At 62.4% G+C, this 19,667-nt stretch carries 14 protein-coding genes and 1 pseudogene; 4 read left to right on the top strand and 11 right to left on the bottom strand.

The features are described from left to right. Window positions 1-18: 18 nt before the first annotated feature. Both bamA and RW095_RS07680 read right to left on the bottom strand, forming a co-directional pair. Window positions 19-2,259: an outer membrane protein assembly factor BamA gene (gene bamA, locus RW095_RS07685; RefSeq protein ID WP_317015489.1), complete on the bottom strand. Its 2,241-nt coding sequence runs from the start codon at window positions 2,257-2,259 to the stop codon at window positions 19-21. Window positions 2,260-2,428: 169 nt separating this feature from the next. After that, on the bottom strand, window positions 2,429-2,827 hold the full coding sequence (locus tag RW095_RS07680; RefSeq protein ID WP_317015488.1) for a hypothetical protein: 399 nt from the start codon (window positions 2,825-2,827) through the stop codon (window positions 2,429-2,431). A 959-nt stretch (window positions 2,828-3,786) separates the two neighbouring features. On the opposite strand from RW095_RS07680, the gene RW095_RS07675 reads away from it, so the two are divergent. From RW095_RS07675 to RW095_RS07660, 4 genes and pseudogenes are all read left to right on the top strand, one after another. Beyond that, window positions 3,787-6,978, top strand: a complete 3,192-nt coding sequence (locus RW095_RS07675) for an efflux RND transporter permease subunit (RefSeq protein ID WP_317015487.1) — start codon at window positions 3,787-3,789, stop codon at window positions 6,976-6,978. Then, window positions 6,968-8,155: an efflux RND transporter periplasmic adaptor subunit gene (locus RW095_RS07670; RefSeq protein ID WP_317015486.1), complete on the top strand. Its 1,188-nt coding sequence runs from the start codon at window positions 6,968-6,970 to the stop codon at window positions 8,153-8,155. The genes RW095_RS07675 and RW095_RS07670 overlap by 11 nt, the downstream gene beginning before the upstream one ends. Further along, a complete protein-coding gene (locus RW095_RS07665; protein WP_317015485.1) occupies window positions 8,148-9,617 on the top strand; it encodes an efflux transporter outer membrane subunit in 1,470 nt (489 codons plus the stop codon). The genes RW095_RS07670 and RW095_RS07665 overlap by 8 nt, the downstream gene beginning before the upstream one ends. Before the next feature lie 137 nt (window positions 9,618-9,754). Further along, window positions 9,755-9,915 (top strand): annotated as a pseudogene (locus RW095_RS07660) (IS6 family transposase); the annotation flags it as partial. On the opposite strand, the gene RW095_RS07655 reads toward RW095_RS07660, so the two are convergent. The 9 genes from RW095_RS07655 to RW095_RS07615 form a co-directional block, all read right to left on the bottom strand. After that, on the bottom strand, window positions 9,912-10,514 hold the full coding sequence (locus RW095_RS07655) for an ANTAR domain-containing response regulator (protein WP_317015484.1): 603 nt from the start codon (window positions 10,512-10,514) through the stop codon (window positions 9,912-9,914). The pseudogene RW095_RS07660 and the gene RW095_RS07655 overlap by 4 nt on opposite strands. Window positions 10,515-11,091: 577 nt before the next feature. Further along, window positions 11,092-11,928, bottom strand: a complete 837-nt coding sequence (locus RW095_RS07650; RefSeq protein ID WP_317015483.1) for a nitrilase family protein — start codon at window positions 11,926-11,928, stop codon at window positions 11,092-11,094. Then, a complete protein-coding gene (locus tag RW095_RS07645; protein ID WP_317015481.1) occupies window positions 11,925-13,322 on the bottom strand; it encodes an amidase in 1,398 nt (465 codons plus the stop codon). The genes RW095_RS07650 and RW095_RS07645 overlap by 4 nt, the downstream gene beginning before the upstream one ends. Continuing rightward, window positions 13,319-14,242 (bottom strand): DUF1028 domain-containing protein, encoded by a 924-nt coding sequence (locus RW095_RS07640; RefSeq protein WP_317015480.1) that lies wholly within the window; start codon window positions 14,240-14,242, stop codon window positions 13,319-13,321. The genes RW095_RS07645 and RW095_RS07640 overlap by 4 nt, the downstream gene beginning before the upstream one ends. Window positions 14,243-14,262: 20 nt before the next feature. Continuing rightward, window positions 14,263-14,973, bottom strand: coding sequence for an ABC transporter ATP-binding protein (locus tag RW095_RS07635; RefSeq protein ID WP_317015478.1), 711 nt, complete (start codon window positions 14,971-14,973; stop codon window positions 14,263-14,265). Continuing rightward, window positions 14,970-16,796 (bottom strand): ABC transporter permease subunit, encoded by a 1,827-nt coding sequence (locus RW095_RS07630; RefSeq protein ID WP_317015477.1) that lies wholly within the window; start codon window positions 16,794-16,796, stop codon window positions 14,970-14,972. Before RW095_RS07630 ends, RW095_RS07635 begins: the two co-directional genes overlap by 4 nt. After that, complete coding sequence (locus RW095_RS07625; RefSeq protein ID WP_317016647.1) at window positions 16,789-17,622, bottom strand: branched-chain amino acid ABC transporter permease; 834 nt, start codon at window positions 17,620-17,622, stop codon at window positions 16,789-16,791. Before RW095_RS07625 ends, RW095_RS07630 begins: the two co-directional genes overlap by 8 nt. A 25-nt stretch (window positions 17,623-17,647) precedes the next feature. Then, a complete protein-coding gene (locus tag RW095_RS07620) occupies window positions 17,648-18,760 on the bottom strand; it encodes a substrate-binding protein (RefSeq protein ID WP_317016645.1) in 1,113 nt (370 codons plus the stop codon). A gap of 133 nt (window positions 18,761-18,893) precedes the next feature. Further along, window positions 18,894-19,664 (bottom strand): SDR family NAD(P)-dependent oxidoreductase, encoded by a 771-nt coding sequence (locus RW095_RS07615; RefSeq protein ID WP_317015475.1) that lies wholly within the window; start codon window positions 19,662-19,664, stop codon window positions 18,894-18,896. Between the last annotated feature and the right edge of the window lie 3 nt (window positions 19,665-19,667).

Genomic DNA, 19,667 nt, shown 5'->3' with positions numbered 1-19,667 from the left:
AGCGTGCCGACGATAGCCTTAGAACGATGTGCCTATCTGAAACTGGAATTTCTGATACTGATCGCCTGCGTGCTTGACGAGCGGAAAGCCCAGGCTCAGCTTGAGTGGACCGATCGGCGAGATCCAGGCGAGACCCAGCCCATAGCCGTAGCGCAATCCGTTCGCGCCGATGCTGCTGCCTTCGCTGCCCCATACATTGCCGCCGTCGAGGAAGGTAAAGACGCGCAACGTGCGGTCATAGCCGGATCCCGGCAATGGAACGGTCAGCTCGATATTGCCGACGACCATCTTCGAGCCGCCGATGGGATCGTTGGTGGTCGCGTCACGCGGCCCGAGAGAACTTGGCTCATACCCACGCACTGAACCGATACCGCCCGCATAGTAGTTCTTGAAGATCGGATAGGGCTTGCCGTTCAACCCATTGCCATAGCCGCCCTGTAAATTCAGGCCAAGCACGAAGCCACGCGCGAATGAATAGTAGTATTGCGCCTGGAGGTCTGCCTTGTAGTACGGCGTGTCACCCAGCGGCGTGCCGTATTCGGCATTGGCCTGCGTGTAGTAGCCCCGGCTTGGGACAAGCACACTGTCACGGTCGTCACGCGACCATCCCGCCGTCAACGGCACATTGTTGGAGACACGGCCAAATTGCGTGACGTAATCCTTATAGCTCTGAGGCGTATTGGCGTCGATATCCAGACGGTTTTGCTCAAACCCCAGCCCGAAGTACACCATGTCGGACTCGGAGAAAGGCACGCCGAATTTGAGGTCCGCTCCTGCCGTGATGATTCGGAAGCTCGAGTCGGTCGAATAATACAAAGGCTCCGTCGTGCGGTAATAGACGTCGGTGATGCGCTTGATGCCGTCGATAGTGAAGTATGGATCGACCTGCGTGACCGTCAACGTACGGTTGGTGGTCGAGGTGTTCACATTCAGTGCGAGACTCGTGCCCGAGCCGAACACGTTGTCCTGCGATACGCCCGCGGAGATAATGGGCCCCTCACCCGAACCATAGCCCAAGCCCAGCGAAATCGAGCCCGTGGGTTTTTCTGTCACCTTAACGTCGATATCGACCTGATCCTGCCCGCCTTGGACCGGCACCGTGGTCACGTCGACATCGGTAAAGTAGCCGAGACGGTTGATACGGTCTTTCGACAACGCGAGGCGGTTCGAATCGAACCACGAGCTCTCCATCTGGCGCATTTCGCGGCGCACCACTTCGTCACGCGTACGCGTGTTGCCGACCACGTTGATGCGGCGCACGTAGACGCGGCGGCTCGGGTCCACCTGGAGCGTCAGGTCGACCTTGTGGTTTGACTGATCGATTTGCGGCTGCGCGTTGACGGTCGCGAATGCATAGCCGTATTCGCCCAGTTTGTCGACGATGGCCTTGGTGGTGGCCTGCAGCTTTTCAGCCGAGAAGCGGTCGCCCGGTTTTATCTTGATGAGCTTGGCCAACTCCGGCTCGCGGTCGAGCAGATTGCCGGCGAGCTTGATGCTCGAAATCGTGTACGGCTCGCCTTCATGCAGCGTGACCGTCAGATACATGTCCTTCTTGTCCGGCGTGATCGACACCTGGGTCGACTCGATGTTGAACTCGAGGTAGCCGCGGTTCAGATAATACGAGCGGACATTTTCGAGGTCGCCGGTGAGCTTGTCTTTCGCGTACAGGTCGTTCTTCGTGTACCACGAGAACCAGTTCGGCGTGGACAACTGCATTTCGTCGCGCAGCGTGCCCGTGCTGAACGCCTTGTTGCCGATGAAGTTGATCTGACGGATCTTGGCGCTCGGCCCTTCGGCCACCGAGAACAGCACCGAGACGCGATTACGGTCGATCGGCGTGATCGTGGTCGTGACTTCGGCTGCGTAGTAGCCGCGCGTCAGGTACTGGCGCTTCAGTTCCTGCTCGGCCTTATCGACCAGCGCCTTGTCGTAGTAGCGACCTTGCGACAAGCCGACGACGCGCAGCGCCTTAATCAGGTTGTCCTTGTCGAACTCGTGAATGCCCGCAAAGTCGATCGTGCCAATGGCCGGACGCTCCAGCACCTGCACGATGACCACATTGCCTTCGGTCACGATCTTGACGTCATTGAAGAAGCCCGTTGCGTACAGTGCGCGAATGGCTTCCGACGCCTTGTCGTCGTTGAACGTGTCGCCCTGCTTGATGGGCAGATAGGCGAACACGGTACCAGGTTCGACGCGTTGCAGTCCTTCGAGCCGGATATCGCCAATCGCGAACGAGTCGCTGGCGTGCGCCGACATCGCTGCCACACTTAGGCCGACGAGAGTCACCGCCCTGCTACGGCGTGCAGTTGAAGTTTGAACGAGCATGCAAAGGGAAGCCAATGATAGAGACACAACGTGAAGACCCGATCGCTATACGCTGTGTCGCGCATATCGATGGAGGGCGCGGGAGATTGAGACGGGAGCCCTATTGCACCGTGATGGCGGACAGATCACCGGCCTTTGCAATGCCGCTCACAAGCGCCAGCACTTCCGTCATGTGTGCAGCCTCAGTGCGTTGCATGCGAAACGAGAGTTCCGCACCGCCGGGCAGACGGAATGTAAGGATCAGATGAGCTGCCCCACCTGCGTCCTTGCCAATCTCCCAGGCCTCACATGGCATCGCGAATTTGACGCTCTTTTTCTTGCTGCGAATCCGCTCCGACACGCCAATAGCGTTCGACAAGGCCGCCAGCAACTCGTGCATGACTGAGCAATGCAACGCAATGCTGGAAGTCTGATTGGCCTTCAACATCAGATACTGACCGTCGCCCGTCAATTCGAAGCCACGTACCGAGTCGATCGCAAGGGAGGGTCGTGGTGCCATGGAGCACTCCAGAATCAAGCAAGGACTGAAGTCTAGGATGCGCTCCCAATGCTTGAGTTACGCGACGATTAACTAAACTTTCCTTCGACCGTGATCCATTACGAAATCTTCAATCCAGCACATTGCTACACCGTGGAGAAAGCGGGTTGACAACTCACGGTCACCCGACGGTCCGCCTCTTTAGACGGCGACGGACGATCTATGCCGCGGTGTCACAGCCGCTTTCTAGTCCACCTGTTTTGCACATAACTGTTTTGTGCAAAGGTGGCTTTTCCAACGCTTTATCGCCTGTCATTCCGTTCAGGTGCGTCGCTGCGTTCGGCACTGTCGACGTCGACTTGCGAAGGCATGAACGCTCGTTGAGCGAAACTCTAGCGACACCCCGTGTGGAACCTGTTTAGTGCGTGCGCTGAGAGCGCGGATGGGTCTCCTGAACAATTGGTAATAAAAAACGCTGACGGTTTAGCCGTCGCCGGAAGTGACGCTCGTGGGCCCGTGTGCGGTTCTTACCAAACATCACTTTCTCCAGCAACGACAAGGTATTCCCGGCACGCACGCGAGAAACGCAATGCGCTCGCTCGGCATTCATACGTGCCTGACATCTTGTTTGTCCGTCAGCAGGAACGCCGGGCTTTGTGTACATTCGCGTTTGGGTTGCGTTGCGGCACATCGGCACACGCTCCAAGGCAACCCCCTTCGTTGTGCATGTCTTTCTCTTCCAAGCGCCGGGCAATTGAAAGATGCGCGCAAGGTTTTTGACCAATCGTAAGCAGCAGAGCAATTCTCAAGAAATGCAGATCATGCGTAGCCCTAGTCAATATTCCGTCACGGTCGAACGTGCTGCCAGTTCAAGCGCGACCTGCGCCTGTTTCAGGTACAAGCACGCGGCTGCCGGACATCGCACGCCGCATTAGCCTCCACCAAGACACTCTTCGTTTTCCCCAAGCCCTGGAATTCTCATGCTCGGCCTAGTCCGTATTGCCCTTCGGCGACCCTACACCTTCGTAGTCCTGGCGATCTTCATCCTCATCATCGGTCCTTTGTCCGCGATGAAGACGCCAACCGACATCTTTCCGGACATCAGGATTCCCGTGATCAGCGTCGTGTGGCAGTACACGGGGCTGCCGCCGGACCAGATGGTCGGCCGCATCACGTCGCCATTCGAACGCACGTTGACAACCACCGTGAACGACGTCGAGCATATCGAGGCGGAATCGGTTGCGGGCTTCGGGATCGTCAAGATCTTCTTCCAGCCGGGCGTGAATATCAGCACGGCGAACGCGCAGGTGACTTCGGTCGCGCAAACTCAATTGCGGCAGTTGCCTGCAGGTACGACGCCACCTCTGATCCTGAACTACAACGCGTCGACCGTGCCAATCATCCAGTTGGCGCTGTCCGGCAAGGGGCTCTCTGAACAGGCGCTCGGCGATCTTGGCCTGAATGCGGTGCGCCCGGTTCTCACGACGGTCGCAGGCGCGGCGATTCCTTATCCGTTCGGCGGCAAGACACGTCAGGTACAGATCGACGTCGACCCGGCGGCGCTCCAGGCGCGCGGCTTGTCCGCACAGGATGTCGCCAATGCACTCGCCGGCCAGAACCTGATCACACCGGTCGGCACGGAAAAGATCGGTGACTACGAGTACACGTTGCAACTCAACAATGCGCCGTCGCAAATCAAAGCCTTGGGCGATCTGCCGGTCAAGGCGGCCAATGGCACCACGGTCTATATGCGTGACATTGCGAATGTGCGCGACGGCAGCCCGCCCCAGACCAATATCGTGCACGTCGACGGCCGGCGCTCGGTACTGATGTCCGTGCTCAAGAACGGCTCGGTTTCGACACTCGGCATCATCTCCGGCATCAAGCAGCGGCTTGCTGCAGGGAAGGCGTCGTGGCCCGATAACCTGCAGATCGAACCCATCGGAGACCAGTCGCTGTTCGTGCGAGCGGCCATTACCGGCGTGGCGCGCGAGGGGGTGATAGCGGCCGTGCTGACGAGCTTGATGATCCTGCTGTTCCTCGGCAGCTGGCGCTCGACGATCATCATCGCAACCTCGATCCCGCTCGCTATCCTCGGCTCCATCGCCACGCTATCCGCGCTCGGCGAGACCTTGAACATCATGACGCTCGGTGGTCTCGCGTTAGCGGTGGGGATTCTCGTCGACGATGCCACGGTAACCATCGAAAACATCAACTGGCACCTCGAGCATGGCAAGGAGGTGGAGACGGCGATTCTCGACGGCGCCGCGCAGATCGTCACGCCGGCGTTCGTCTCGCTGCTGTGTATCTGCATCGTATTCGTGCCGATGTTCTTCCTGAACGGCGTCGCACGCTTCCTGTTCGTGCCGATGGCTGAAGCCGTGATCTTCGCGATGATCTCGTCGTTCATCCTGTCGAGAACCCTTGTGCCGACGATGGCCAAATATCTGCTCAAACAGCATGTAAAGGATGAGCACGCCCATGAAACGAAGCGCCCCGGTCCGCTCGGGCGTTTTCAGCGCGGCTTCGAGGCGCGGTTTGAAAAGGTGCGTAGCGCCTACCGTGGATTGCTCGAACTCGCGCTGACGCGCCGGCGTCCGTTTGTCACCGGCTTCCTCGGCTTTGTCGCCCTCTCGTTCACGCTGGTGCCGTTCCTCGGCCGCAACTTCTTCCCGTCGGTCGATTCCGGACAAATCCTGATGCATGTGCGCGCACCGGTCGGCGTTCGCGTTGAAAAGACCGCGCAGATTTTTGCGAATGTCGAAGGCGCGATCCGCCGGATCGTTCCGCCGGCGGATCTCGGCACAGTGGTCGACAACATGGGTCTGCCGGTCAGCGGCATCAATACCGCGTACAACAACACCGGTACGGTCGGCTCGCAGGACGGTGACATCCAGATCGCGCTGAACGAAGGCCATCGTCCGACCGACGAGTATGTTCGCGTCATGCGCGAGAGATTGCCGCGGGAATTTCCGGGTGTCACGTTTTCGTTCCCGCCGGCGGACATCATCAGTCAGATCCTGAACTTCGGCTCGCCCGCGCCGATCGACCTGCAGGTTCGCGGCAATAACCTGAGCGGCAACTATGCGTATGTGGACCGTCTGCTGCGCCAGGTTCGCGATGTGCCGGGCGTGGTCGATGCACGGATCGAACAGTCGCACGGCAACCCGACCTTCAACGTCGATGTCGATCGCACGCGCGCGCAATTGCTCGGCATCACCGAACGTGACGTGACCAACAGCATGGTGGTGAACCTCGCGGGTTCCAGTCAGATCGCGCCCACGTTCTGGCTGAACAACGCGAACGGCGTGTCCTATCCGATCGTGATGCAAACGCCGCAATACAGCCTCGATTCGCTCGCCGCCTTGGAAAATCTGCCGATCACGGCCAGCAGCGGAAGCGCCGCCCAGATCCTCGGGGGTCTGGCGACAGTCGAACGCACCAGCAGCAATGAGGTTGTCAGCCAGTACAACATCCAGCCCATGGTCGAGATCTTCGCGACTACCCAGGGCCGCGACCTCGGCGCGGTGGCATCCGATATCCAGCGCATCGTGCACGACAACGCCAGCACCTTGCCCAAGGGCTCGACCGTCGCTCTGCTAGGTCAGGTGCAGACAATGAACAGCGCCTTTGCCGGCATGTTGTTCGGCCTTCTCGGTGCGGTGGTGTTGATCTATCTGCTGATCGTGGTCAATTTCCAGTCGTGGGCCGACCCGTTCGTGATCGTGACCGCATTGCCTGCTGCATTGGCGGGTATCGTCTGGATGCTGTTCGCAACCCACACGACGCTCTCGGTACCGGCATTGACTGGCGCGATCATGTGCATGGGGGTGGCGACCGCCAACTCGATTCTGGTCGTCAGTTTCTGCCGCGAACGATTTGCCGCACATGGCGACCCGTTCAAGGCCGCACTTGAAGCCGGCTTTACACGTTTTCGCCCCGTGCTCATGACCGCGCTCTCCATGATCATCGGCATGCTGCCGATGGCGCTCGCCCTCGGCGAAGGCGGCGAACAAAACGCGCCGCTTGGCCGCGCCGTGATCGGCGGTCTGCTGTTTGCCACCACCGCTTCGCTGTTCCTCGTCCCCGTCATCTTTTGTATCGTGCACGCGCGCCCCGGGCGCGCGGCTACCCCGGCATCCATCTCGGGAGATCCTGCCCATGTCGTCTGAATCCGCTTTCCCCACTGATACACCCTCGCGCCGCCCGCTTTGGGTAGCGAGCGTCGTCGGCCTGCTGGTCGTGTTTGGCATCGTCACTGCCGGTATCGCGCTGCGAGCCGTGGACGCCCGCAAGCTGAAAACGTGGACTGACGCCCAAGCCGTACCGACCGTCAACGTGATCCAGCCCTTGCGCGACGCCAACGGCCCCTCGCTGCAACTGCCCGGCCGCCTCGAAGCGTTTACGCGGGCGCCGATTTTCGCGCAGGTCAGCGGCTATCTGAAATCATGGAGCGTCGATATCGGCGCGCGTGTCAAAGCGGGTCAGGTGCTCGCCGAAATCGAAACGCCCGAGCTCGACCAGCAGCTATTGCAAGCGCGCGCGGATCTCCAGAGCGCGCAGGCGAATGCTTTAGTTGCGGGTACGACGGCGAAGCGCTGGGAAGCGCTGAGCGGCACGGATTCCGTCGCCCAGCAGGATGTCGATCAACGTACCGCTGATTACACCGCCAAGGAGGCGATCGTCGCGGCCGCGAAGGCCAACGTGGACCGCCTCGTCGCCACCAAGGCCTTCGCGCGCATCGTCGCGCCATTCGACGGCGTGGTGACCGCCCGCGATACCGACGTCGGCGCGTTGGTCAACGCCGGCAGCGGCGGGGTCGGACAGGAGTTGTTCGCAGTCTCCGACGTCAAGCAGTTACGCGTGTATGTCCAGGTGCCGCAGAATTACGCACCGGCGATCCACGACGGCACGACCGCCATCCTGACCGTTCCCGAGTATCCCGGCCAGCAGTTCACCGCGCGCGTGGTTGCAGCGGCAGACTCGGTCAATTCGAGTTCGGGAACGACGCTGGTTCAACTGCTGGTCGACAACGCTAACGGCAAGCTGCTGCCGGGCGGGTTTGCCAGCCTGAAACTCTCGTTGCCCGCTTCCGCCGATTCGCTTCGCGTACCGGCCAGCGCGCTCGTCTTCGATAGCCGCGGCGTCGTGGTCGCCACGCTTGGCGCAAACGGTCGCGTGCTGTTCAAACAGGTGAAGATCAACCGCGACCTGGGCGACTCGGTGGAGATCGGCTCAGGGCTCGCCGCAACCGATCGCGTGATCGATACACCGCCCGACGGACTTGCTGACGGCGACAGCGTGCAGGTGGCGACGGCAAGCGATAAGAAGGCAGCTGCACATGGTTAAGTATGGACTTCCGGCGCTTCTCGCGAGCGTCGTCGCGCTCTGCGCCTGCTCGTTAGCGCCGCAATATCGCGTCCCGCCAACGCCGGTCGCGGCGCAATACAAGACGGTTGGCCCGTGGACCACGGCACAGCCTGCCGACCGGATAGACCGCAACGGCTGGTGGAAGATGTATGGCGACGCGCAGCTCGACGATCTCGAAGCGCGTCTGCTGGCCAATAACACCGACTTGCGCGCGGCGTACGCCCATTATGCGCAAGCGCAAGCGTTCGTGGCGCAGGTCGAGTCGGGACTGTACCCTTCGATCAGTGCGAGCGCCGTGCCGCTGCGTGAGCGCCAGTCCGACAACCGGCCGTTGCGCGCCGGCGGCCCGAACAACTACAACTCCGTCACGCTTGGCGGCGAAGTCGACTACGACCTCGACCTCTGGGGCCGCGTGCGCGACTCCGTGGTGGCCGGCAAGGACGAAGCGCAGGCGAGCGAGGCCGATCTGGCCTCGGTCAGGCTGAGCCTGCAGGTCGAACTGGCGGACACTGACCTCCGCTTGCGCGGCCTCGATCAGCAAACCGAGCTGTTGAACGAGACTGTCGTGGCGTATGCGAAGGCCCTGCAACTCACGCAAACATTGCACAACGGTGGAATCGTGTCGGGCCTCGACGCTTCCCGAGCGCAAACGCAACTTTCGTCGGCGAAGTCACAGCTGTCGCAGAACCTGGCGCAACGGGCTCTGCTTGAACACGCGGTCGCGGTCCTGGTTGGCGCCTCCGCGTCCGAATTCAGCCTGCCGCCCCAGACCGCCGCCATCGCGTTGCCGGCGATTCCGACCGGCCTGCCCTCGACGCTGCTGCAGCGCCGGCCCGACGTCGCTGCAGCGGAACGCCGGGTGGCCGAGGCCAACGCAAAAATTGGCGTCGCGCGGGCGGCCTACTTCCCGGACATCATGCTGAGCTTGCAGGGTGGTGTGCAAAGCGCAGCCTACGCCGGCCTCGTGAGCGCGCCCAATCTGTTCTGGGCGGTCGGCCCGCAGCTCGTGCAGTACGTGTTCGACGGCGGGTACCGTCGTGCGCAACTCGATTCCGCCAAGGCGGCAACCGAAGAAGCGGGAGAACGTTACCGCAGCGTGGTGCTGTCCGCGTTCCAGCAGGTTGAAGACAACCTTGCCCTGCTGTCGTATCTCGGCACTGCACTTGGTGAGCAAAGGGATGCAGCAAACGCAGCCCAGTACTCGGTCGACCTCGCGTTACGCCAATATCGCCAAGGCATAGTGGGTTACCTCGATGTCGTGCAGGCGCAGACGGTCGAACTCGAGGCGCAACGCAGCGTGCTCGATATTCAGACACGGCAGCTGAGCGCGAATGTGCAACTTCTGCATGCGCTCGGCGGTGGATGGTCGAGCGATGAACTCGCTCGAGCGGCTGCCGCGCCTGCACTCGTCGCGACAGCAACGGAACACAACGCTAATTGAGCGCCGCCGCACGGCGCGGGAGAAGGTCGACGCGCCGGGCTTTCGTCATCTTCACTATATGGCCCACGCTATTGAAGCACGCTGCGCCGCCTAGCCGCATTGGAACTCCGAGGCCCGTGCGGAAAGGCCTCGGCTAGCGTGAGATGAAGGCCGATGGTCTGCTGCCTGCGAACACGCAGCTCCGTTCCTCAAAGTACCTGAACAACTGATCGAGCAGGACCAGCGCCACATCAAATCCAGAACGAACGTGATGCTCGGCTTCAAACGGCTCAGGAGCGAGCGCATTCCTGTGGGCTAGAGAGTCAGCGTTTCGTGCGCCTTGACAATCTCGCTTGCCACCACCTCGATCTGTTCACGCTTGAGCATCGCCTTTGAGCGTAGCAACTGATACGCGTGTTCTTCCGACACGCCGCGCCTTTCCATCACAAGCCGCGTCGCCTGCTGGATCACTCGAACGTTCTCTTGCTTCTTCTCGAGCCGCTCAATGTATCGGTCGCGCATCCGCAATGCCTGACTTTGCGTCAGCGCCACCGCAATCGCGGTCAGCAATCCGAACGAGCGCACCGGTGACGGTATCATCGTCAGCGCGTTCAGGCGCAGCACCGCTTCGACGGTGATTGGATTTTCATGGGTCACCACTGGAATCACCGGCGGCGACATGCTGGTTCCGAGCCACGGAAAATTGATCGAGAGGGTTTCGGGGCGCATCGCCATTAGCACGAGCCCGGTTCCGAAGGGCAAGCAGTCGAGTGTCGGCCAGCATACCTCTACGTCGCATCCAATGCGGTGGAGTTGCGCGAGAAGCTCGTCGCCATCCTGATCCTGTGGATGAATCACAACAACTTTCAGCGAGCGTAAATCGCGCAGGATCGCAAACGTATCCGCGGTCCACTTCATCGCTCCACCCTGGCATGTAAGCACTCACGACGCGAGTCTGCGGTCCGTTCCGGCGTACTGCGCAATATCATGCAGAGATCGGCCTTCAGTAGTGAGCGTCGCAGGGCCAGTGAAGCGTGACTCGCAGCCTCGTCTGCGGGCTCGACCTCGGCTGGGTCAAATACATCGTGGAGGCACGGAGAAAGCATGTCCAAAGTCGCATTGTGTTCAGCGTTCAAGAACGTGCCCCTCTTCAGGAAAAAGTGGAACAGTAGTCCGACAAAGGTAGCGGTCAAACAGGTTCTGACTTTGCGGCTATTGCATACATACTGAGGAGAAGTCGACCGTATGGCGATAAACGGTCCTGCCAGGCTGCGGCACGAACGGGTACTCGCCATATGTGTTGCTTCCGATCATGGGGCCGAACCGGGAGCTTTCCGCTGGTGTAGCAGCGAGCGTGCAGCGATGAGAGAAGATTAGATCGAGCCGGAGGGCGAATCCACTCTACGGTTGGATATGCCAATGCCGCGTTAGCATACCCCGCTTATACGGGCGTATAAGCGCAGCGAGGGTGAACGCTTACGATTGACCGCCTGTCTCAGTAGATATCAGGACGGCGGTCCCGCAATACGTGATTGAACGCATTCAATTGCCGGTGCCGGCGCGCGTCGGCCAAATTCACCGTCGCCACCAGAATCTCTTCGTCCGTTGGACTGGCCGGACCGGCCGCCGGCCATCCTTGCGAGTCGACAATCAGACTGCGTCCAAGAAACGGCTGGTCGCGCTCGATGCCGACCCGGTCCGCCGCGGCCACGAACAGTCCGTTCGAATGCGCGCCGCTCATCGCCAGCAGATTCGCCATCGCAGGCAGCTCGGCCGGCTGCGCAGGCATCGGCACCCAATTGGTCGGCACGCACAGGATGTCGGCGCCCCTGGTAGCCGCCATCCGGAAAACTTCAGGGAACCAGATGTCATAACAGATCGCGCAGGCCAGCCGGCCGAACGGCGTATGAAACACTGGCATGCCGAGATTACCTGGTTCAAAAAAGATGTGCTCGTCACCCCATAAATGCATTTTTCGATAGCCTCCCAGCACGCCGCGCGGACCGATCACAGCCGCCGAGTTGTAGAGCGCATCGCCGTCGCGTTCAGCATACCCGGCCACCAGCGTGACGCCCAGACGCGCGGCAAGCGTGCTCCATTGCCCAATCGTATCGCCGTTCGCCAAGGCTTCGGACAGCGCGAACGCTTCTTCACGCGACTCGAATACATAGCCGGAATTGCATAACTCCGGCAGCACGATCAGGTTCGCACCGCGCGCATGCGCCTGCTCGATCAGTTCGGTCGAGTGCGCCACGTTGCGCACCTTGGCCCCCACTTCCGGGCACATCTGCACGCACGCCACCGTCACCTTGCTCTCGTTACCTGTCATCATGACTGCACTTTCCTCGCAATCGGCGAGCGCACCGCGTCCCAGCGGTGCACGCTTTCATAGGACGCGGCTACGCGCAGAATCGTAGCTTCGTCGAACGGTCTGCCGGCGATTTGCAGGCCGATCGGCAAGCCGCGCGAATCGAAGCCGCATGGCAGCGACAGCGCCGGCAAACCGGTCAGGTTGAATGGATAGGTAAGACGCCATGACGCCGCGAGCGGGCTCTCTTCCCTGCCCCCAGTTACCACCGTTGCCTGTCCGCGCCGCCATGCGGTAACCGGCGACGAGGGCGTCACGACAACGTCGACGCGCTCGAATACCGCCTTGAAATCATCGATCAGGCACGCGCGCAACTGCTCGGCCTTCAGATAGTCCGACGCCGACACCATGCGGCCGATCTCGACGAGCGTACGCACGTCGTCGGCCATCGCGGCGGTCGCGCCGCGCTGCAGGCCGCGATCGTGATACGCGCTCGACGACGCGAGTTCGATTGCGAAGATCGCACCCAACCCGTATTGCAGATTGGGCACCTCGAAGTCGATCACCTGCGCACCCAGCGCGGCGAGCGCCGCAATGGACCGCTCGACTTGCGCCTCGACTTCCGCCTCGTTGGCGCCGAAGAAGTGATTGCGGCACACGCCGATGCGCATGCCCGCGATGCCGCCGTCCAGCGACGCGGTGTAATCTGGCACCGGTACGTCGGCGCTACCGGGGTCGCGTGTATCGTGTCCGGCGAGCACGTTCAGCAGCAGCGCCGCGTCGCGCACCGACAGAGTCAACGGCCCCGCATGATCGAGCGACCAACTATGCGGCACGATCCCCGCGCGGCTGACGCGACCGAACGTCGGCTTCAGGCCCACTACGCCGCACAGACTCGCCGGAATGCGAATCGAGCCGCCCGTGTCCGATCCGAGCGCACCGTAGGCCATGCGCGCGGCCAGCGCCGCGCCCGAGCCGCCGCTCGACCCACCGGGAATGCGCGACGGATCCCACGGATTGCGAGTGGGCGGCGTCTCTGTGCCCCACGCGAACTCGTGCGTGCGGGTCTTGCCGATCACTACCGCGCCGGCCGCCCGCAGGCGCGCAACGGCGGCGGCGTCTTCCTTCGGGAACGTATAGCCCGGCGCAAGGCTGCCTGCGGTGGTCGGCATGCCGGCCGTCAGGTAGTTGTCCTTGATCGCAATCGGCACGCCATGCAACGGACCGCGCCGCACGCCGCGCTTCAGTTCGTCCGTGCATTGCTCGGCTTCGGCGCGCGCGGCCGGGTTAAGACATTCATAAGCCAGCACTTGCGGATCGAGCGCGGCGATGCGCGTGAGCAGCGCGTCCATGACGTCGGCCGGCGAGACCTCGCCCGATGCAATATCCGCGGCGATGGCGGTGAGATCGTCGTTCATGCTTCGCGCTTGGTGGAAGGTCCCGCATGAGCGCGCGCCGGATCGAACACGACCACCGGGTGCACTTCTGACAGATCGAGTTCTCGCAACTTGCTAATCTCCGCGAGGATCGGCGCGTAGGTGGCGAGGTTGTGCGCCACGCGTTGCGCAGCGAACGCGACGCCGAGCCACCGGCCGAGCACCCGCATGTCGGTATCTAACGGCTCTGTTGCACCCGGCCGCGATTGCGGCGGCCTCAACAGCAACTCAGTCACGGCGGCCGGCGGCGCACGGCCGGGATCGTCGCGTGTGGGCATCCCTTCGACGAACGGGACGAACTGCCGCTGCGCCACCTCGAACACGCGCCGCAATTCGGCAACCGGCTCGTGATGTTCGTCGACTCGCAAATCGAGGTGGGCATAAGCCTCGTTGCGCACCACCTTGAGCGCCGCTGACTGGCGGCCGCGCTTGTCGCCGCCGGCGGCTTGTCCCGCTTCGAGCGCGCGCATCAGGCGCTCCTCCAGCGCGAGCTGGCCGCTCGCCTCATACGCGGCGAGCATCGCATCGAGCGTCCCGGCGCCGGTCAGCATGTTGCCCTGAATCGTACAGGACGTGCCGCTGCGCTGCCCCGCCCAACCCGTACATTGCGAACCGGTCCAGCACACACTTTGACCGTTGCGGTCGACAATGCCGAGCTGCCGCAGATCCGCTCCGGCATCGTCTTTCAATACCCGCGCGAGCGCCTGTTCGGCCGCCACGCCCTGCTCGAGCAAGTCAAGCACATGGAGCGCGAGATACGGATTGACCCAGGATTGCGTCGACACCGCGCCCACGCCGGTGCGTAGATGCACGCACATTGCGCCCACCGCCGGCACCGCCGTGCTGACCGCCACGCCCAACGCGCCGGTCCGGGCACAGCGCGCAACGATGGAAAACGTCATGGCAAACTTTCCCTTTAGCGTTACAGCGACAGGAAACGCGAAACCGTGGCTTGCGCCGACGTATCCGCCGTGTCACCGGCCGCCGGAATCTCACCAAGTTCGAGCACCGCGTAGCGATTCGCGACGGCAAAAGCAAAACGCACGTGCTGCTCGACCAGCAGCATCGTCGTGCCGGCACTGTCCCGCTCCCGGCTGAGAATGCCGACCAGCCGTTCGATCACCGACGGCTGCATGCCCTCGGTGATTTCGTCGACCAGAATCAGCTTCGGCTGGCGAATCAACGCTCGCGCGACCAGCAGCATCTTCTGCTCGCCGCCCGACAGCGTGCCCGCTTTCTGTTTGAAGCGGTCCTTCAGAAACGGAAAAAGATCCTCGATACGCTCGAAAAGCGGCTTGAAATCACGATCGCGCATGAGGGCGAGCTTCAGGTTCTCTTCGACGGACAAGTCCTGAAACAGGCCCTTTTCCTGCGGGATGTAAGCGACGTCGCGCCGTGCGATCCGGTTCGGCGGCACGCCCGTGGTCCGCTCGCCGAACAGCACAATGTCGCCGCTCTTCGGGCGAATGAAACCCATCAGCGTTTTCAGCAAGGTCGATTTGCCCATGCCGTTCTTGCCGAGAATCGCCACCGCTTCGCCGCGCGCGAGCGTGAGGTTCAGGCCCTTGAGCACCATCGCCTCGCCGTACCCGCTGTGCAGCGCGTCGACCTGAACAATCGTCGATGTATTCATGCGTCCGCCTCCGGCTGACCGGCGGCGGCATGCGCACCGCCCGCGTACACCGCGCGCACGAGTTCGGAGTGCACGACTTCTTCGACACCGCCGTCCATCACAATGCGCCCCTGGTGCAACACGACGATGCGGGAACTGATCTGCTGCACGAAATCGAGGTCATGCTCGACCAGCAGAAGACACATCCGGTAGCGCGACGACAGTTCGACGAAAATCTCGCCGATCTGCGTGCGCTCCTGTTTCGTCAGGCCCGCGGTGGGTTCGTCCAGCAGCACCGTGCGCGGTTCGAGCGCCAGCACCATCGCCAGTTCGAGCGCCTGCTTCTGGCCGTGCGACAGGTAGCGGCACTCGCGTTCGAGGATCCGGTCGAGTCCCGTCAGACGCAGCACGTCGAGGGCCGGCTGCGGCAGCGCGAGCATCGGGTCGCGTTGCCATTTCGACGGCGGCGCCACCCGATAGCGCGCGACGCGCAACGCCTCACCGACGCTTAGCGATTCGAACACCGTCGCCGTCTGGAACTTGCGGCCGACGCCAAGCGCCACGCAGTCGTACGGCGCAAGCGTGCGGATCTCCGTGCCGCCGATCTCGACTGTGCCGCCCGAGCGTTCCCCGCCGTCCGCAATGCAGCGCATCAGCGTGCTCTTGCCCGCGCCGTTCGGTCCGATCAGACTGAGCAGCTCTCCGGCGCGCGCGTCAAAGCTGATGTCGTCAAGCACCTTGAGGCTGCCGAAATGCTTTCGCACCTGTTTGATCGATAGCGCCGCATGGGCGTTGTCCACCATGCCGTCACCGCGCGGCGGCGCCGCGACCAGCGTCATTGGCGCCTCACGGCGGCGGCGTCGCGGCAACGCCTGGCGCGCTGCGCCCGCTACGAGCGGCGCGAGCCCGCGCGGCATCGCCACGATCACGACGACGAACGCCACGCCTACCAGCAGCGTCCAGACATAAGGCAGATTGCCGCTGAGATAGGCGCTGCCGACGTCGATCAGCATGGCGCCGACAATGGGCCCGATCAGCGATCCGCGGCCGCCGAGCGCGACCCAGATGACCAGTTCGGTGCCGAACACAAAGCCCGCGTATTCCGGTGCCACCACCATCTGCACGCAGGCAAAAAGAAAGCCCGCGAACGCGGCGATGACCGCGCACGCGTCCATCAGCCGCGCCTTGTAGCGCGACACATCGATGCCGAGATACTCGCAGCGTGCTTCGTTTTCGCGGATGGCGACCAGCAGTTGCCCCGCATCGCTGCGCACGAACATCCACGCCATCACGGCCAGCAAAACCAGCAATGCACCCGCGATGAAGAACCAGGCTTCAAGCGGAATATCGAAGCTGTCGAAGCCGGACAGGCCGCTGCTCGATCCGGTGAACTCACCGCCTGAATAGATGCACTGAACCAGCACAATCGGCAACACGAGGGTGACGACCGAGGCGTAGAGCGGCGATGCCCCGTGATAAAACGCCAGCCAGCCGACCGCACGCGACACGATCCAGGCGGCGGCAACGCCGGCGGCGAGCGCTGCCGCCGCAAGCGGAAACGAAAAGCCGACATGCGTGAAAATCAGACCGGCCGCGTAAGCGCCGATACCGAAAAATGCCGACTGCCCGAATGTGAGGATGCCGGTATAGCCCCACAACAGATCGACGGTCAACGCGACCGCCGCATACAGAAACGCGCGAATCAGGTTGTTGACGAGGAAGGTCGGCAGCGTGATGCTGCATATGGCCAGAGCGACGAGCGCAACGACGCCGATCGCTGCCGGCCCCTTCCACGGCGAAGCCACGGCGGTGCGAAACGACAGGGTGGAAGCGGGATCAGCCACGTGCGAAGCCCTCCGGTCGAACGCGTAACAACAAAGCTGCGAGCACCGCGATGGTCAGACCGCCGAGTACGGGATTGACGAAGGTGCTGACCAGCACCTGCGCGCCGCCAAGCACCACGCTTGCCACCGCAAGACTGACCAGCGACGAACCGGACACCAGCACCAGCATGAACGCGCCGACGATCCACGGCACGCCCATGTTGGGATCGACGCTGGCAAGCGGCGTAATCAGACAGCCCGCGGCCGACGCCAGCGCCGCGCCGGTGCAGAAGGTCATGAAGCGCACCTGCGAACTGCTGATGCCGAGCCCGCGTGCGAGCGCTTCGTTCATGATTACCGCCCGGGTCTGCAAGCCTAGCCGGGTGCCGTTGAGCATCCAGCCGAGCGCGAGTGCAACCAGCACGGCCACGCCGACCAGAATCAGCCGATAGGCCGAGTACTGATTACCGGCGAGCGAGATCGCGCCGTCCACCGGACTGGCCACCATTTGCACGCCGCGGCCGAACGCCAGCGTGATCAGCTGGCCGACGATAATGCCCAGACCCCAGGTCGCCAGAATCGCGTCGAGCGGGCGCGCGTAAAGTGGACGAACGATGAACCGCTCGACCGTCATCCCCGCCACGAAGCCGATGGCGAGCGCGCACGGCACGCCCCACCACCAGTTCAGGCCGGCATGCTCGACGAGCACGCTCGCATAGCCACCCATCGTCAGAAACGCGCCATGCGAGAAGTTGATGATTTTCATCACGCCGAAGATCATCAACAGCCCCGCAGAAACGATGAACAGGATGGCCGCCGTGGTGACGACATCAAGCCCGAGATTCAGCATTGCCGGAACTCCGTAGTACGGCTTACTTCAAAGCCGGACACTGTGCGCCCGGATCGACGTTGCGGAACGATTCGATTACCTTCACCGAACCGTCCGCCTGCACCTGGCCCAGATACATCGTGAGCGGCGCATGACGTTGCCTGTCCATCTGGATGTGGCCGCGCGGGCCGTCGAACGAAACCTGCGCGAGCGCCGGAATCACCTTCGCCGTGTCGATCGAACCGGCTTTCTCCACCGCGGCCTTGTAGAGGTAGATCGCCTCGTACTCCGGCACCGACAGATCGTTCGGCGTCTTCAGATCCGCCCCGAAGCGTTTTTGCATCGCGGCGAGGAACATGTGGTTTGCCGGCGTATCGATGTTGGTCACATATGAACCGGAGATGTAGATACCCTGCGCGTCCGCGCCCATGCTTCTGGCGGTGCCCTCGTCGACGGCGAGATTGCCGTACGGAACCTTTACGCCCGCCGCACGCAGTTGCTTGGTGAGGGTGACGTTCGGCGCGCCGCCCGCGGTCGAGGTGATGATCGCGTCAGGCTTGGCCGCCTGCAGCTTGCTGATGATCGATGTCCAGTCGGAACCGTCCATCGGCAAATACTCGTTGCCGACCACCTTGCCGCCGTGCTTCTCGATGTAGGTCTTCGTGAAGTCGAGCATGCCGCGACCGAACGCGTAGTCGCTGCCGATCAGGAAGAACGTCTTCGCCTTCTGCTGCTTCATGAAGTAATCGACGATCGGCGCGACCTGCTGGTCGGGCACCCACGCATCGACGTACATGTAGCGGTTGCAGGAGCGGCCTTCATAAAACGACGTGTAGACGAACGGCACCTTGCCGCGCGTCACGATCGGCAGGCCCGCGTTGCGCGCGGCACTCGTTTCCATCGAGACGAGCGCATTGACCTTCTTTTCAAAGATGAGCGAATCGAACGCCTTTTGCGCGCCCGCCGCACTGCTACCGTCATCGGCCACTTCCAGGCTGACCTGGCGCCCCAGAATGCCGCCTTTCGCATTGATCTCGTCGACAGCCAGTTGCGCCGCCTGAACCACCGACGGAGCAACCACGCTATTCGCACCGCTCAGACCCACGGGCACGCCGATCCTGATCGGATCGGCGGCCATGGCTGCGTGGCTCGTCATCGAGAGCGATACCAGCAGTGCGGTCGCCGCGCCGCGTGAGCGGCCGGCAGTCAGAAGGGAAGAGATTCTTTTCATTATCGTCAAGGCTCCTAGGTTTTATGTCGAATCAACTTTAGACGCGGCTTTGCGGCACTTAGAGCTGCACCCCGCGCGTGAGCGCGCCATCCACTACGAGATTCGCCCCGCTCACGAAGCTCGCCGCCGGACTCGCGACGAACGCGACCGCGTTCGCGATCTCCTGCGGACACGCCATGCGTCCGCTGGGATTCAACGCGAGTGCTTCCGCGAACAGCTTCGGGTCGTTGTGTTCGATGTGATCCCACACGCCGCCTTCGAAATAGACGTTCCCCGGCGACACGGCGTTCGCACGGATGCCCTTCGGCGCGAGGTGGTACGCGAGGCCCTGCATGTAGTGAATCAGCGCCGCCTTGAAGGTCCCGTAAGGGCCGGCGGCGAAGTCAATTTCACGGCCGGACACGCTCGATATCGCGATGATCGAGGCGGCCTTGCTCGCTTCGAGAAACGGCAGCGCGGCGTCGACCAGGTTGACCGTGCCCATCAAGTCGGTTTCAAACTCCTTGCGCCATGATTCGAGATCGTTCCCGATCGACAGCGCGCTCACATTGGCGACCACGATGTCGATACCGCCCAGTTGCGCGGCGGCGTCGCGTGTCCAGGCCTGCAACGCCGGACCGTTAGAAACGTCGACCGAGGCGCCGCACACCTTGACTACACCACCGGTGACCTGCACGATGCCGGCCACCGTCTGTTCGACCACGGCGCCGTCACGCGCGCAGAGCGCGACGTCCGCGCCTTCGGCTGCCAGCGTTTGCGCAATGGCGCGGCCGATACCCTTGGTGCCGCCGGTTACGAGTGCCTTCAAACCTTTGAGTTTCAAATCCACGGT

The sequence above is a fragment of the Paraburkholderia kirstenboschensis genome (assembly GCF_032806925.1).
Classification (GTDB): domain Bacteria; phylum Pseudomonadota; class Gammaproteobacteria; order Burkholderiales; family Burkholderiaceae; genus Paraburkholderia; species Paraburkholderia kirstenboschensis.
The sequence above is the reverse complement of the archived record's forward strand: the minus strand, read 5'-3'. Positions and strand labels throughout refer to the sequence as shown.